The sequence below is a fragment of the Mesorhizobium sp. M0292 genome (assembly GCF_040321695.1).
Lineage (GTDB): Bacteria > Pseudomonadota > Alphaproteobacteria > Rhizobiales > Rhizobiaceae > Mesorhizobium.
Genome location: NZ_JAMYSB010000005.1, coordinates 187,836 through 202,667, shown reverse-complemented (window position 1 = coordinate 202,667; position 14,832 = coordinate 187,836). Strand labels below are relative to the sequence as shown.

General features: G+C 63.8%; 12 protein-coding genes. 4 read left to right on the top strand and 8 right to left on the bottom strand.

The genetic code is table 11. The features are described from left to right. Nucleotides 1-36 precede the first annotated feature (36 nt). Both uvrB and NKI96_RS09820 read right to left on the bottom strand, forming a co-directional pair. Nucleotides 37-3,213: an excinuclease ABC subunit UvrB gene (gene uvrB, locus NKI96_RS09825; protein ID WP_352803945.1), complete on the bottom strand. Its 3,177-nt coding sequence runs from the start codon at nt 3,211-3,213 to the stop codon at nt 37-39. 122 nt (nt 3,214-3,335) lie between these two features. After that, complete coding sequence (locus NKI96_RS09820) at nt 3,336-4,601, bottom strand: hypothetical protein (protein WP_352803942.1); 1,266 nt, start codon at nt 4,599-4,601, stop codon at nt 3,336-3,338. Nucleotides 4,602-4,747: 146 nt separating this feature from the next. Between NKI96_RS09820 and NKI96_RS09815 the strand changes: the two genes are divergently transcribed. Next, nucleotides 4,748-5,794: a CapA family protein gene (locus NKI96_RS09815; RefSeq protein ID WP_352803939.1), complete on the top strand. Its 1,047-nt coding sequence runs from the start codon at nt 4,748-4,750 to the stop codon at nt 5,792-5,794. 46 nt (nt 5,795-5,840) lie between these two features. Next, nucleotides 5,841-6,809, top strand: coding sequence for a hypothetical protein (locus NKI96_RS09810; protein WP_352803937.1), 969 nt, complete (start codon nt 5,841-5,843; stop codon nt 6,807-6,809). 116 nt (nt 6,810-6,925) lie between these two features. On the opposite strand, the gene NKI96_RS09805 is transcribed toward NKI96_RS09810, so the two are convergent. Together NKI96_RS09805 and NKI96_RS09800 are read right to left on the bottom strand one after the other, a co-directional pair. After that, nucleotides 6,926-7,420, bottom strand: a complete 495-nt coding sequence (locus NKI96_RS09805; RefSeq protein ID WP_352803934.1) for a YegJ family protein — start codon at nt 7,418-7,420, stop codon at nt 6,926-6,928. Between the two features lie 100 nt (nt 7,421-7,520). Continuing rightward, nucleotides 7,521-8,036, bottom strand: coding sequence for a hypothetical protein (locus tag NKI96_RS09800; RefSeq protein WP_352803932.1), 516 nt, complete (start codon nt 8,034-8,036; stop codon nt 7,521-7,523). A 286-nt stretch (nt 8,037-8,322) separates the two neighbouring features. Here NKI96_RS09800 and NKI96_RS09795 point away from each other — a divergent pair, with 286 nt between their 5' ends. After that, complete coding sequence (locus NKI96_RS09795) at nt 8,323-8,955, top strand: hypothetical protein (protein ID WP_155923215.1); 633 nt, start codon at nt 8,323-8,325, stop codon at nt 8,953-8,955. A gap of 37 nt (nt 8,956-8,992) precedes the next feature. Here NKI96_RS09795 and NKI96_RS09790 read toward each other — a convergent pair whose 3' ends face one another. Beyond that, nucleotides 8,993-9,193 carry a hypothetical protein gene (locus NKI96_RS09790; protein ID WP_023689701.1) on the bottom strand — a complete coding sequence of 67 codons (201 nt, stop codon included), beginning with the start codon at nt 9,191-9,193 and terminating at the stop codon, nt 8,993-8,995. 774 nt (nt 9,194-9,967) lie between these two features. Between NKI96_RS09790 and NKI96_RS09785 the strand changes: the two genes are divergently transcribed. Continuing rightward, on the top strand, nt 9,968-10,906 hold the full coding sequence (locus NKI96_RS09785) for a diacylglycerol/lipid kinase family protein (RefSeq protein ID WP_023683740.1): 939 nt from the start codon (nt 9,968-9,970) through the stop codon (nt 10,904-10,906). Between the two features lie 92 nt (nt 10,907-10,998). Here the strand turns inward: NKI96_RS09785 and NKI96_RS09780 are convergent, their stop codons facing one another. Genes NKI96_RS09780 through NKI96_RS09770 form a run of 3 tightly spaced genes read right to left on the bottom strand, consistent with a single transcriptional unit; the run spans nt 10,999 to nt 14,740 of the window. Further along, nucleotides 10,999-11,916, bottom strand: coding sequence for an NAD(P)-dependent oxidoreductase (locus NKI96_RS09780; protein WP_023683741.1), 918 nt, complete (start codon nt 11,914-11,916; stop codon nt 10,999-11,001). Beyond that, nucleotides 11,913-13,127, bottom strand: coding sequence for a mandelate racemase/muconate lactonizing enzyme family protein (locus tag NKI96_RS09775; protein WP_023671997.1), 1,215 nt, complete (start codon nt 13,125-13,127; stop codon nt 11,913-11,915). The genes NKI96_RS09780 and NKI96_RS09775 overlap by 4 nt, the downstream gene beginning before the upstream one ends. Then, nucleotides 13,124-14,740, bottom strand: a complete 1,617-nt coding sequence (locus NKI96_RS09770; protein WP_023701603.1) for a GMC family oxidoreductase — start codon at nt 14,738-14,740, stop codon at nt 13,124-13,126. The genes NKI96_RS09775 and NKI96_RS09770 overlap by 4 nt, the downstream gene beginning before the upstream one ends. Between the last annotated feature and the right edge of the window lie 92 nt (nt 14,741-14,832).

Sequence of the window (14,832 nt, the reverse complement as noted above, 5' to 3'; positions counted from 1 at the left end):
CTTTCCTTCTCCCACAAGTGGAGAAGGAAAGAGGTGCTATTTCCCCGGCCGTCCCGTCTTGCCCGGCCGGCGCTTTTCGCGGCGGGCGTCGCCTGGGTCTTCGTAGGAGCCGATGCCGGCGCGCTGGCGAACGAATGGCTTTGGGGAATCGTCGCGTTCCTTCGCGCCCCCCTCTGCCCTGCCGGGCATCTCCCCCACTCGGGGGGAGATTGGCTGGGGCTTGGCCGGCACTTTCCCTTCGACCGGCTTTTCCGTGCGCCGCACGGTCATCTCGTCGAGCGAATTCTTCTTGAACAGTGGCTTGGTGGCGCCGCCCGGAATGCCGAAGTCGGAGCCGTGCGCTTCCTGCGCCGACTGTTTCTTGAACAGCGAGCGCGACACCGCGCCTGACGGTGTCGGCATGTCGGTACCAGGCCCCATATCGTCGATCGACGGCTTGGCAAATAGCGGTTTCTTCACCGGCACGGCGCCCTCGGCACCCATTTCGTCGAGCGCCGGCTTGCGGAAGAGGTTGGACCGGGCAGCCCTGGCCGCCTCTTCAGCCGCGCGTGCGTCGTCGAACTTGCGGAAACGCTCCTGTTCCTCAGCCGTACGGTGCTTGGCCACGCCCTTGTTGTGCTTGCCCTTCTCGCGGCCCGAGACCGGGCTTTCCATGTCAGCGTATTTGGCCAGCGGGTCTTCCGAGATGGACAGTTCCATCTCGCGCAGCCGCTTGATCTCGTCACGGATGCGGGCGGCCTTCTCGAAGTCGAGATTGGCGGCGGCGTCGCGCATCTGCTTTTCCATGGCGTCGAGATGGGCCTTCAGATTGTTGCCCATCATCGCGCCGGCGCCGTCGGTGAACTGCGAGATGTCGGCGCGGACATGGTCCTTCTCGTAGACCGAGTCCAGAATGTCGGAGATGCGCGACTTCACCGATTCCGGGGTGATGCCGTTGGCCGCGTTCCATTCCATCTGCTTTTCGCGGCGGCGGTTGGTCTCGGCCATCGCCCGCTCCATCGAGCCGGTGACCTGGTCGGCATAGAGGATGACCTTGCCGTCGACGTTGCGGGCGGCGCGGCCGATGGTCTGGATCAGCGACGTCTCGGAGCGCAGAAAGCCCTCCTTGTCGGCGTCGAGGATGGCGACGAAACCGCATTCGGGAATGTCGAGGCCTTCGCGCAGCAGGTTGATGCCGACCAGCACGTCGAAAGCGCCGAGGCGGAGATCGCGCAGAATCTCGATGCGCTCCAGCGTGTCGATGTCGGAGTGCATGTAGCGAACGCGCACGCCTTGCTCATGCAAATATTCGGTCAGGTCTTCGGCCATGCGCTTGGTCAAAACGGTGACCAGCGTGCGGTAGCCGGCGGCCGTGGTGTCGCGGATTTCGCCGACGACATCGTCGACCTGGCTTTTCGCCGGGCGGACTTCGACCGGCGGATCGATCAGGCCGGTCGGGCGGATGACCTGCTCGGCGAACACGCCGCCGGCCTGTTCCATCTCCCAGGCGCCGGGTGTCGCAGAAACCGCGACGGAGAGCGGTCGCATGGCGTCCCATTCCTCGAAGCGCAGCGGACGGTTGTCCATGCAGGAGGGCAGGCGAAAACCATACTCCGCCAGCGTCGCCTTGCGGCGAAAGTCGCCACGATACATGCCGCCGATCTGCGGCACGGTGACGTGGCTTTCGTCGATGAAGACCAGCGCATTGTCCGGGATATATTCGAACAAAGTCGGCGGCGGATCGCCCGGCTGGCGTCCCGTGAGATAGCGCGAATAGTTCTCGATGCCGGCGCAGGAGCCGGTGGCTTCCAGCATCTCAAGATCGAAGCGGCAGCGCTGTTCGAGCCGCTGTGCCTCCAGCAGGCGGCCGGCGCGCTCGAGCTCGACCAGCCGGTGCTTGAGCTCCTCCTTGATCGACTTGATCGCCTGGTTGAGCGTTGGACGCGGCGTCACATAGTGCGAGTTGGCGTAGATCTTGACGCTCTTCAGCTCGCCGGTCTTCTGGCCGGTGAGCGGATCGAATTCGGTGATCGCCTCGATCTCGTCGCCGAACATCGAGATGCGCCAGGCGCGGTCCTCAAGGTGGGCCGGGAAGATTTCGATCGTGTCGCCGCGCACGCGGAACGAGCCGCGCACGAAATTGATGTCCTGGCGCTTGTACTGCTGGGCGACGAGGTCGGCGAGCAGCGCCCGCTGGTCGAGCCGATCGCCGATCTGCATCTGGAAGGTCATCGCCGTATAGGTCTCGACCGAGCCGATACCGTAAATGCAGGACACCGAAGCGACGATGATGACGTCGTCGCGCTCGAGCAGCGAACGCGTCGCCGAATGGCGCATGCGGTCGATCTGCTCGTTGATCGAGGATTCCTTCTCGATGAAAGTGTCGGTGCGCGGAACGTAGGCTTCCGGTTGGTAGTAGTCGTAATAGGAGACGAAATACTCCACCGCATTGTCTGGGAAGAATTTCTTGAACTCGGAATAGAGCTGCGCGGCCAGCGTTTTGTTGGGCGCCAGGATCAAAGCAGGGCGCTGCGTCTGCTCGATCACCTTGGCCATGGTGAAGGTTTTGCCGGAGCCGGTGACGCCGAGCAGCACCTGAGTGCGATCATTGTTGTCGACGCCCTCGACAAGATCCTTGATGGCGGTCGGCTGGTCGCCGGCCGGCTCGAAATCCGACACCATCTTGATGGCGATGCCGCCTTCGGATTTTTCCGGGCGGGCAGGGCGGTGCGGCGTCCACAGCACGCCGCCCTTGTGCAGCGGGTTGCCGGATTCGATCAGCGCCGACAGCGCCGCGACCGTCGCGGTGACGCTGCCCGAGGCCATCGTCTCGGCGTCTTCCAGCGAGATGTCGAGACCGGCGACCGGGTTGAGGCCGGCGGCGGTGCGCTCGCGCGCCGTTGCCGCGCCACCCATCGAGGTCCCGCGCGAACTGCGGCCGGGCGCAGCGGACCGCTCCGGGATCTTCTTCGCGGACCTTGGTGATTTGCCATCGCCCTTACCGGTGAGACGGCCTTCCTTCTCGGCCTCCTGCTCGATCTGCTCGGCCCAGTCGGCAATCGAGCCGGTCAGCGGCGTGCCGGTGAAGTCGGCCTGCGGCGCCTCGGCGAAGCCGCCTCTGTGCAGAGGCTCCGAGGCATCGAGGAAATCGGTCAGCGGGCTGCGCCGCTTCGGCGGCGAAGCGCCGTTGTCACCCGCCGGAGACGGTGTCTTTTTGTCAGGGAGTTTGGCCATGCCCCAAATATGGGCAGAGTCCGCCAAAATGGAAAGAGTGCAGTGGCGAAGGGCGCTAAGCGGGTCGAAGCTCCTGACACAAGGGTGTCAGGAGCTGTGTTACGCGAAGCCGGGCCGCCTGCTCAATTGAACCACAGCGCGAAGGTCAAAAACCCACCGCCACCGAACTGGCGCTGGATCTGGTCGAACTCGCCGCTGGTTACGATCTCACCGCTCTCGAGGTAGGGCGCGATGGCCGGGCCGGTAATCGACAGCACCAGGTCGAAAGGCTTCGGTTCTTCGAAGAAACGCTTCATGTTGATGCCCTGGCCGGTGCTGACCGTGATGCGGAAATGCGGCAGCAGCTTGCGGCCTTCCAAAAGGTCTTCGGCCATGGTCAGAGTGGCGAGCCAGGCCTCGACCTGCTCCTCGCCGACTTCGAGCCCGGTGAGCGGGTTCTCGCCCTTCTGCTGCGGTCCCGGCAGCCATTCGCGGTCATTGTCGGTCTCGGCGCGGATCGCCTTCCAGTCCTCGCGCGACAGCCGGATCATTTCGAGCAGATGGCGGCGCGCCGCTTGACGGCGCTCCGGCTCGACCACCGGCCAGTTGACGAGGTGAACCATGGAGATGAAATCCGCGATGCGCCATTCCGATGAGAAGATGCTGCTGCCCATGTCGCCGGCGGGAGGCACGAGAATGTCCTGCAGCGGCAGTTTGGCGCGCGGAAACAGCATGTGGAACGAGCCGTCGAACATGGTCCTGAAATCATGCGCCAGCCAGAAATCGGCCTGCGCCATCAGGAATTCGGCATAGCCCTGCAGCCAGAAACCGTCGGCCCGGTCGAAGCGGAATGTGAGCGAGGGAGCGGCGCCGTCCGACGAGATACCGCCGCGCGACAGCGCGGCCATGACCGCCGCGATGCTTTCATCCGGCGTGATACTGCCGTCCTCGTTGAGATCGATCCCGGCATGGGTGAGGTCGACGACCATGCCGATATCGGCTCCCGCGGGCACCGAACCCAGTGTCGCCGCCGACCGTTCCAACCGGTCGCGAAAGGCGACCAGGATGGCGCGGAACTGCTCATAGGTCAGCGGTTCGGGATTGGGATTGTCCGGAATCGGCAGCCGCATCAGCGGCAGCATGAAGGATTGCGGGCTTTCGAACCCGTGGCGGTGCAGGCCGCCGGCCAGGATTTCCAGGGCGGTGAAGAATTCGCCGGCGCCGGCGGCGTAGGCTGACGCCGGATCGCCTTTCGCTGCAGACTCAAGCGTTGTGAGCGCACGGTTGCGCTCGGTCACCGTTTTGGCCTCGAACAAAGCGGTTGCCGCTTTGGGCGCGGCGGCGCGGGCCGAAGATAGCGGCAGCAACAGGAGGAAGGCGGACGCCAGCAGGCCTGCAAAACGTGTCATCTCATCCCTCCACTATGTGATGCGCAGACATTACACGCATTTGGCGCCGTGTCTGCCGGCGGCAGTGTTTCAAGGACTGACGGTCGACACTCCCCGGGCAGACCGTCTACACAAGCTAACCGATTGGGCAAACGATTGGGCGTCGCGTGTCGAACTATCCGCATTCCTACAAACTGTCATGGCTGCCGCGCTTCCTGAAGCCGTCGCTTGGCGGCGATGTCAGGGATTTTGCGCCGATCGCGGCAACGACACTCATTGATCCACCGCCAGGGCGGAAGGTGCGGCTGGCCTTTGTCGGCGATATTTCGGCGGTGGCCAACCGTAGTGCGCCGGAGTGCGATCCGGAAATCGCAAAACTCTTGGGCTCAGCCGATCTGGTGATCGGCAATTGCGAAAGTCCGGTCGTCGAGCGGCCGAGCGTGGCGCTCGGCACGCGGCTTGGCACGCACCATGCGATGAGCGAGCGGTTTCTTGCCGCGGCGCTTGCCGCCGTAGGCATCGCGCGTGAAAAGCTCGTGCTGTCGCTGGCCAACAACCATGTGCTCGACCAGGGCGTCGCCGGTTTCGACGAGACGGCTGCGGCGCTGAAGCGGCTTGGCATCCGCACCATCGGCACCGCGAAAAAAGGACCGGTCGAGCAGGTCAAGGCCGGGCCGCTGACGATCGGCTTTGCCGCCTTCACACTGTGGCGCAATGGCGACGCCGGGCCATTCACCGAGCTTGTCTCGATGCAAAGCGATCCGGCGGCATGGCCGAGAGGCGCGGCCGACAAGAACATCGATCTCACCTGTGCGGTGCCGCACTGGGACTGGGAGTTCCGGCATTTTCCGCAGCCGCAAACGCAAACGCTGGCGAAGTTGCTGGCCGGTCACGGCGTGGGGCTGATTGCCGGGCACCACGCCCATGTCGTGCAGCCGGTGCAATGGGTCGGCAAGACGCTCGTGGCTTACGGGCTTGGCGACTTCCTCGGCACGGCGCTGGCGCGGCAGCCCTGGCCCGGCCGCATCGCCGGCATTTTCGTCGTCGATGTCAGCGCCGATCTCGGCAAGCGCGGCGCGATCGCCGGCTACCGGATGCATCCCTTCATGCGGCTGCGCGCAGGCGGGCATGAGCGGCTGGTTCCGGTCGAGGCGCTGACTGGCCGGATGAAGGGCAAGGTCGAGGCCAGGCTGAAGGCGATCTTTGGCGACTGACAACTTTCCCGTTATCATAGGTGTAATAGGACTTTGCGAGGGGGCGATGGAAGCAGCTGAGTTCATGCCTGATGAAGCGGTGGTCGCCGGCATCAGGAAGAATATCGAGATCTATGAGGCTGGACGGGCTTCGGCCTGCCGCCAGGTGCGCTGGCGGGTGCCGGTGTTTCTGGGGCTGCTGCTGGTTTTTGTCGTGCTGGTGGCCTGGCTGTTCAACAAGGTCGCCGACTTGAACGAGCAATGGTTCTCGACGCCGCATGTGTTCCTCTATGTCGGCGGTTTCTTCGCGGCGCTGCTGCTGTACTTCCTGGCGATCAGGCCGGCGACGCGGCTGCAGCAATCGTTCCGTGACACGCTGCTGCCGATCATCTTCGGCTTCATCAGGGATGTGCGCTATCTGCACAGCGTGACGCCGAATTCCTTCGACCGGCTGCCGCGCGCCGTGGTCGGCGCCTTCAACCGGCAGAGCTTCGACGACATCGTGTCAGGCCGCTACGAGGATTTTCCGTTCGAGCTCTACGAGGCGGAGTTGCGCCAAGGTTCGGGCAAAGGCTCGTCGACGGTCTTCAAGGGCGTCATCGTTGCGTTCGAGACGATCGCGCCGTTCCCCGGCATATTGGTCGCGACGCGCCGCAGCAACGCGGTGGTCGGTTTCTTCCGCGGCATCTTCGCCGGCAAGATGGAGGAACTGTCCAGCGGCGATCCGCTGCTCGACGGCGACTACGAATTTCGCACCGACAATGTCGCCGCCGCGCAGCCGCTGGTGAGCGGCCGGCTGGCGCAGGCGCTGAAATGGCTGCACGAGACATGGCGCGATGATCCGGCGCGGGTGGCACTTAATGGCAGCGATGGTTTCCTGCTCTTGCCGCAGCCGAAGAATTTCTTCGAACTGCCCGCCATTTCCGTGCCGCTCGATTACACCAAGCACATCGCGCCGATGATCGCCGATATGGGCGCGATCTTGGCGACCGCGGCGCTGGTGCGCAAGATCGGCGCGACGGATGGCGAGGCCTAAAGCGCCGCGCGTCGAAACGAATTCATGCGACGCGCTTCAGGTCTTGTTTTCATGCATATCGTTGCCCCAAAACGGCGGTCCTGTTTGGGCGCATGCATTAGCCAGGCTGCCGCGCGTCAGCAGGCGAAGCCGTAGTTCTGGCGATAATATTCGACGTCTTCTTGCGCCATCGTCTTGAACATCACGCAGACGGTGAAGCTGCCGACCTGGCGACCGTTTCTGGTGTAGCCCCAGTCGGAAATATCGTCCCGGTTGAATTCGAGTTCCTGGCCGGCCACGACATTGTGCACCGCTTGCGGCTCATTGGCCAATGTTCCTGCAAATCCGGTCGCGGTCTTGTGGAAGGGGATGATCCAGAAATGCTCCGAGGCGTCTCCGTCCCTGACCTCGACCTTCAATTTGTAGCTGGTTGTCCCGGCTGGCGGCGCATCCGACAAGGACAGGAATTCATCGAGGCTGGCGCGCGCCTGCGCAATGGCCGCCGCCATGTCCGGATCGTCCCTGGCGACGCCTACAACCTTGTCGCCGCCCTGGCCGGAATCCTGCGCACCGGCCGGAATCGGCGCCAAGGCCAGCACCAGGGACAGCACGGTTCGAACTGCATGCTTCATGAAATGGCGCTCCTGCGTGTCGATGCTGACACCATCATGCATCTATCTAGAGTTTTCAACGGCAGTGCGACAGCGTGGTACGGTCCGACCGGCAGGCCGCTCACAACCCGCTCGACACCAGGCCTGCCAGCCAGTTCGCGGACCGCTTGGCCATGCCGACCGTTGCCGACGCGACGCGGCCGAGATCTGTCTTGACCACGGCGTAGCCGTTCCTGGTGCGGTAGAGCACGCCTGTTCCGCCATCGACCACTTGCTCGTAGGCGACGGGCCGTACCGCTGCTGCCTCCATGGCCGTCGTCGGGGAGCCGACGGGAACGCTCGGCCGATGGCTCAGTTCCGGCGGCAACGGGGTTTGGACATTCCGGCTGGCCGGCTTCAGTTCCGGGCGGGATGCGGCCGCCGCCAGTTGCGAAGAAGACGCCGACTCCTTGCTGCGGCAGATGCCAGAGACCAGCGGATAGTCGAAGTTCTTCTGGTGCAGCATCTGGCCTTTCATCGCCGCTTCGCAGTCGGCGATGGTCGCCCACTTCGCCGGGGTCTCGCCGATATATTCGCAAAGCTTGGCGTCGCAGTCACAGCCGACAATGGTCATGGCGACAAGGGCGGTCTTGATCACGGTCTTGTCCTTCGGATTGCCCCCCGGCAGCCAGTCCTTCCATCGCGCGCGAACAAGGCGGGATTTTGGCCGCGATTACGCGATGAGCCGGGGAATGCGTTTTTCGGGTACGGCTCACTATAGGTGGATTTCGAGACACCCGGTAGCAGATAGGGCGGGAGCGTGATGCATTTGCAGGAAGAAGCCTGAATAAATCTTGTCGGCTATGGCCGCGACAACTGTTTCTTGGCCCGGTTTTCTACTACGATACTCACGGGGCGATACAACAATATAGGAGGGGTTTGTCATGGGAAGAATTGTCCGGTCCGCCGAGCCTGTGCCGAAAAGGGATTCAACGCTCGAGGGCATTCCAGGCGATGCTCCGCTCGGCGTCGACGATGACAAGCAAGAAGATCAAGGATCGAAAGGCGGCGACGGCTATCTCGACCGGGTTGCGAAGTACGTGCCTGCCGAAGTCGTGGCATTTTTCATCTTCGTCAACTCCATCCTGGTCAATGCCACCGAGCAGCCGGTTGCCAAGGCGTTGACCGATGCGGTGGCGGAAGAGACCAAAGGCAATCCGGGGGACATTCCGGGTAAGGTGCAGGCAGCCATCTATAAGATTGAAATGGCCGGTATCAGCGTCTGGACCATTTCATGGATCATGTTGATCGTCGCGCTGGCGATGACGCCGGTGTATCTGAAATCGGTCAGCGATTCAGCCGACAATGCGGAGGCTCCGGGAGCCAACATCGTCATGTCGATGCTCGCCTTCCCATTCTGGGCCTATGCCGTCAACGCGCTGGCCCTCAGGCCGTGGCATGACGGTGCGCTGGCCAGCATCATGCTCGCCACCTTCACGCTCATCAGCGGCGCCATACGGCCGGAATATATAAACGCTGGCCTCAATTTGATCCCGGGCATCGGCCCGAAGAAGTAGCTCGGCCCGCCGGGCAGGCCGCGTGCAGGGCGCGTCTTCAGTCGTAGACGTATTCCAGCCTGGTGCCTGCTTCGAACAGCGCCGGCAGCACGATGTGCAGCTTGCGCACGGCGACGATCAGCCGGTGCGACGGGTGGCCGGATCGATCGGAACCGGTTGGCTGAACGGCGTGCGGGAGCCTTTGGGCGGAGCGAAGTCCGCCGCCGAAACACGGTGAGCATGATCGCGTCGTTGCCACCGATCTCGACGAAGGACACGCCTCTGTCGATCAGGCGCGGGATCATGTCGGTGAATTGCTGACCGCGCCTGGTGATGAATTGGTGCCGTCAGCGCCGAAATCGCGTTCCAGCAAAGTATCGGCTTCTTACGCGTCGCTTCGCCGACCGGACCCTTGGCCCAAAAGACAGTCGGCGCCGGGATTTCTCCCAGCGCCTCCCTGTCAGATCAGGACACGGTCGCGGCAGCAACTTCCGCAAAGTCGTCGCGCCATGCCGGCCTTGATTTTGACGGTCCTGCCAGTCACCGCCCGAGGGCAGTGCCCGTTCCAGACCACGCCGTTCTCCACCCTTGCGAGCTTCGTTCGGCGCGCCATCGAAGGTTTTCGCCGTCCTTCATGGCAGCATCGGTCCGCCGTTGGCGTTCGCACGCTTTCCGCGGCCCCGTAGGTCTCGGCATCCGTCCCTCGAACAGGCAAGCCTGCTCTCGCTTCGGGCCGTACGGGCCTCAGGAAATCCGCCTTTTCGCTTTGCCTTTCGGCGTGGCGATCGGTAGCCGCCTGAGATGAGTTAAACTTACGCCGGGTAAGGGTTTTGGGGAATGGGCGTGAGCCTGTGGATAACGGGATTATCGGGGACGGTTTGCCACAAAGCTCGGAATTTCGACTCCAGCTGCATTAGACAGCCCGCCCGCTTTTTGGCGCCTGATCGGCTGTGCCCCTTGCTCCGCCGGCTGGCGCGGGCTTCAATGCAGGCAAAGCATCGAGCCTATCGGCTCGGTGCGGGGAGGGTGCGCATTGAAAGTCGGGGTGGTGCTCAATCCGATTGCCGGCGGCGGCCGGCTGAAACGGCATTGGCCGGAGGTGGCTGCTTCGCTGAAAAAGCATTTCGGCGAATTCGAGCTGCGCGAGACGCAGGCCGAGGGCGACGCCGAAAGGCTGGCGCTCGACCTCGCGGCAAGCGGCTTCGAGCTGGTGATCGCGGCCGGCGGCGACGGCACCGCCAGCGAAGTGGCCGACGGATTGCTGCAGGCTTTCGATGAGAGCGGCCGGACAACCGAACTTGCCTTGCTGCCTTGCGGCACCGGCATCGATTTCGCGCGCGGGCTCGGGCTGCCGAAAGAGGTGGATGCGGTGCTGAAGCGGATCGCCGAAGCCAAGGCGCGCAAGGTCGATGCAGGGCGCATCTGCTACATCGACGACCATGGCGCGCTGGCCAGCCGGCACTTCATCAATATCGCCAGCCTCGGCCTATCCGGCGCCACGGACCGTGCGGTCAATGCCGACAAGCGCAAGGGCAGGATGTCGGCCAAGGCGCTGTTTTTCTGGCGCACCGTGGTCGAGTTCATCCGCTACCGCTTCCAGGACGTCAGGATCACCGTCGACGATGGCACCCCGGTCGAGGCGCGCATGGCGCTGGTGGCGGTCGCCAACGGAAAGTTCTTCGGCGGCGGCATGATGATCGCCCCGGACGCCGAACTCGCCGACGGCCAGTTCGACATCGTCATCCTGCGCGCGGCCGGCAAGCTGAAGCTGATCTGGGATATTCGGCTGCTCTATGGCGGCCGGCACCGCAACCATCCGGCCATCACCATATTGCGTGGCCGGAAAGTGGTGGTCGAACCTATCGGCGATGTCGAGAAGAACGGCGCGCTGGTCGACATAGATGGCGAGTCGCCGGGGCGTATACCCGCGACGTTTGAGATCCTGCCCGGAGCGCTGACGCTGAGATATTGAATCAAGGCGTTGAGGGATTGATTCAGGTGGTTTGAGCGGCGATTCCGGCGAACCGGCCAAAGGCCTGAAATCGCAGGACATATTTACCCGGCTTAGCTTTCCAGCTTGGCTGGGAAACCGGGCGCGCGCAGATCCATGTCGACGGCATCCTCGAGCAGTTTGACGATCTGGGTCGACCAGGCGCCGCCGCCATATTCCTGTTTGCCCATCAGGAAAATCTCACTCACAAGCGGCGCCAGTTGGAGTGGCAGTCTGAACTCTCTGCCCATCGCAAGCGCAAAGCCGAGGTCCTTCAGTGCCAGGTCCATGGTGAAGCCAATGTCGTAGGAGCCGTTGAGGATGAGCTGGCTTTCGGTCTCATGGACGAAGCTGTTGCCGGAGGAGGCGACGATGGCGTGGTAGGATTGCGCGAGGTCGAGGCCGCCTTGCTTGGCCAACATCAGCGCCTCGCCGGCGGCGACGAGATGGATGAAGGCCAGCATGTTGGTGATCACCTTGATCACCGCCGCGGAGCCGACCGGACCCATCAGGAACGACTTTGCGCACATCGCTTCGATGGCCGGACGATGGCGCTCGTAAAGCGCAGCATCGCCGCCGACAAGCGCGGTGATCTTTCCGACCGCGGCCAGATGCACGCCGCCGGTGACCGGGCACTCCAGCGTCTCGATGCCTTTGGCCGCGGCGAGGGCGGCGAGGCGCAGGATCTCGTCGCGGCCGTTGGTCGACATCTCGATCCAGGAGCCGCCCCTGGGCAGACCCTCGAGCAGGCCGCCGGCATTAGCCAGCACCGCTTCGCTGACCTTGGGCGAGGGCAGGCAAGTAATGGCATTGCCGGCCTGTGCCGCCGCTTCGGCCGGGCTGGTCGCGGCCGTGGCGCCGAGCGCCACGAGGCGCTCGACGGCGGCGGGGTCGCGGTCGAAGACGATGACGACAAAACCGTTGCGCAACAGGCTGGCGGCAAGGTTGCCGCCGAGATGGCCAAGGCCGATGAAGGCGTAGCGTTCGCTCACGGCATCAGCGGCGTTTGCATCATCTGCAAATGCAGGTCCTTGCCGGTGTAGGGATGCGCGTCGCAGACCGCTTCGTCCAGCTCGACGCCGAGGCCCGGCTCCTTCGATGGAATGACATTGCCGTCCTGCCATTCGATCTTCTTCTTGAGCAGTGTCGCGTGGAAGCCGTCCCACTGCTTCAGCGATTCCAGGATGAGGAAATTGGGCAGCGTCACCGCCAGCTGGATGTTGGCGGCCCCAACGATCGGCCCACAATAGCAGTGCGGCGCGATCTGGATGTGGTATGCCTCGGCCATGGCGGCGATCTTCTTGGTTTCGAGAATGCCGCCGGAACGGCCAAGGTCCGGTTGCAGGATGGTGGCGGCGCGGTTCTCGATGATTCGGGCGAATTCGAACTTGGTCGTCAACCGCTCGCCGGTGGCGATCGGGATCGACGTGCCTCGCGCCACCTGAGCCATCACTTCGGGCATGTCGGGCGGCACCGGCTCTTCGAACCACAAGGGATCGTAGGGCTCGATGGCGCGTGCCATGCGCAGCGCACCCGATGCGGTGAACTGGCCATGCGTGCCGAACAGAATATCGGCGCGGGTGCCGACGGCTTCGCGGATCGCCTTGACCATGCGGGTGGAGACATCGATGTCGATCAGGCGCGGCTGGTGGCCGTCGAAGGCGGTGTAGGGGCCTGCCGGGTCGAGCTTGACGGCGTTGAACCCCTGCTCGACATATTCGAGCGCGCAGGCGGCCGCCAATTCGGGGTCATTGTAGACGTTCCGGCCGTCCGGCGCGTCCTCCGAATGGACGCTGCCGGTGTGCGGATAGAGATAGGTGTAGGAGCGCAGCGTCTCGTGCACCTGGCCGCCGAGCAGTTTGTAGACCGGCTTGTCGGCTTCCTTGCCGACAATGTCCCAGCAGGCCATTTCCAGCGCCGAGAAACAGCCCATGCCGGTAACGTCGGGGCGCTGGGTAAATCCTGAGGAATAGGCGCGGCGGAAGAAGGTCTCGATGTCATGCGGATCGTGGCCGATCAGGTAACGCTCGGCCATGTCCTCGACCAGCTTCGCTGTTATGTGAGCCGAGAAGGTGGCGTTGTAGGCCTCGCCGTAACCGACGACGCCGCCATCGGTGGTCAGCTTGACGAAGATGAAATACTTGCCGCCGATGCCGGGCGGCGGGTTGCCGACTACCCAGGTCTTGACGTCGGTGATCTTCATTTTTGGTCCTCCAGAACCAGTTCGGCGCCCTTCCATCCGGTCATGACCGAGGCGGCGTTGGTGTTGCCGGTGATGTTGGCGGGAAAGATCGAGGCGTCGATGACACGCAGACCTGCGAGCCCGTGCACTTTCAGGCGCGGGTCGACGACGGCGGCCCCGGCGCCCGGCCCCATGCGGCACGTCGAGACCGGGTGATAGACGGTGCCTGAGCGCTTCCTGAAATCCTGGATCAGATCGGCATCCGATTGGATCGATGGGCCCGGCAAAACCTCCTCAGTGATGATCTCGGCCATGGCGGGCATCGAGGCTATCTTGCGCACGAATTTCACCGCCGCCAGCATCTCGTCGACATCGGCGTTGGTGGAATAGGCGTTGGCGACGATCCTGGGATAGTCCAGCGGATTGCTGGAGCGGATCATGATCTCGCCGCGGCTGGACGGGCGGCAGTTGGAGAGGCCGATGGAAAAGCCCGGCCACGGATCCGGCGTCAGGATCGGCCGCTCGCCGCTCTTCGGAATGACGGTCGAGAAAGCCTGGAAATAAAGCTGCATGTTGGGGCGCGAAAACGCCAGGTCGGTTCGGAAGAAGCCGCCGCCATGGTTCATCGACAGCGACAGCGGGCCGGAGCGGGTGAGGATGTACCGCATGCCGACCAGCAGCTTGCCCCACCAGGGCCGCAGGATTTGGTTGAGCGTCGGCACGTTTCCCTTGAAGGTATAGTTGATGCCGACATGGTCCTGCAGATGCGCGCCGACATTTTCGTTGCCGTGGACGACCGGGATGCCAAGCCCCTTGAGCAGTGACGAGGGGCCGACGCCGGACAGTTGCAGCAGCTGCGGCGAGTTGATCGAACCGGCGGACAGGATCACCTCGCGGCCGGCCCGCGCCGTCTTGGTCTCGCCGTTCTGCAGATATTCGATGCCGACGGCTCGCTTGCCCTCGAACAGGATTCTGGTCGCCAGCGCATTGGCTTCGACGCGCACATTCGCGCGCTTCATCGCCGGGCGCAGGAAGGCGCGCGCGGCCGACATGCGGCGGCCATTCCTGGTCGAGATCTGGTAGACGCCGACGCCTTCCTGGGCGGCGCCGTTGAAGTCAGGGTTGAGCGGCAGCCCAGCCTGCTGGCCGGCTGCGAGGTAGCGCCTGGTCAGCGGATGGACGGCGTTCGTCGTGTCGGTGATATGCAGCGGCCCGCCGGTGCCGCGCCATCTGTCGGCGCCGGCCTCATTGTCCTCAAGCGCCTTGAAGCCCGGCAACAGATCGTCATAGCCCCAACCGGGATTTCCGGCATCGCGCCAGTCGTCAAAGTCCTCGCGCGCGCCACGGATCCAGACCATGGCGTTGATCGAGCTGGAGCCGCCAAGCAGCTTGCCGCGCGGCCAATGGTCGACATTGCCGGCAAGGCCGGGGTCCGGCTCGGGCTTGTAGTTCCAGTTGACCGCCGGATCGAAGAAGGTCTTGCCGTAGCCGAGCGGCATCTGGACATAAAAGCGGCGGTCGCTGCCGCCGGCCTCCAGCACCAGCACGGAGAAGCGGCCCGAAATCGACAGCCTGTCGGCCAGAACCGAGCCGGCCGAGCCGGAGCCGACGATGATGAAGTCATAAGTCTGCATGATTGGTGTTGGCGGCTCCGCAAAACTGAGCGCAGCCTATCCGCGACGGCTTGGCCGCGCCCCTGCGGCTTCCGGCATGGCTTGTGAAAAAA

What these genes read in the sequence shown, in the direction of transcription:
- uvrB (WP_352803945.1), bottom strand. Translation starts at nt 3,213, where the DNA reads ATGGCCAAACTCCCTGACAAAAAGACACCGTCTCCGGCGGGTGACAAC.
- NKI96_RS09820 (WP_352803942.1), bottom strand. Translation starts at nt 4,601, where the DNA reads ATGACACGTTTTGCAGGCCTGCTGGCGTCCGCCTTCCTCCTGTTGCTG.
- NKI96_RS09810 (WP_352803937.1), top strand. Translation starts at nt 5,841, where the DNA reads ATGGAAGCAGCTGAGTTCATGCCTGATGAAGCGGTGGTCGCCGGCATC.
- NKI96_RS09805 (WP_352803934.1), bottom strand. Translation starts at nt 7,420, where the DNA reads ATGAAGCATGCAGTTCGAACCGTGCTGTCCCTGGTGCTGGCCTTGGCG.
- NKI96_RS09795 (WP_155923215.1), top strand. Translation starts at nt 8,323, where the DNA reads ATGGGAAGAATTGTCCGGTCCGCCGAGCCTGTGCCGAAAAGGGATTCA.
- NKI96_RS09775 (WP_023671997.1), bottom strand. Translation starts at nt 13,127, where the DNA reads ATGAAGATCACCGACGTCAAGACCTGGGTAGTCGGCAACCCGCCGCCC.
- NKI96_RS09770 (WP_023701603.1), bottom strand. Translation starts at nt 14,740, where the DNA reads ATGCAGACTTATGACTTCATCATCGTCGGCTCCGGCTCGGCCGGCTCG.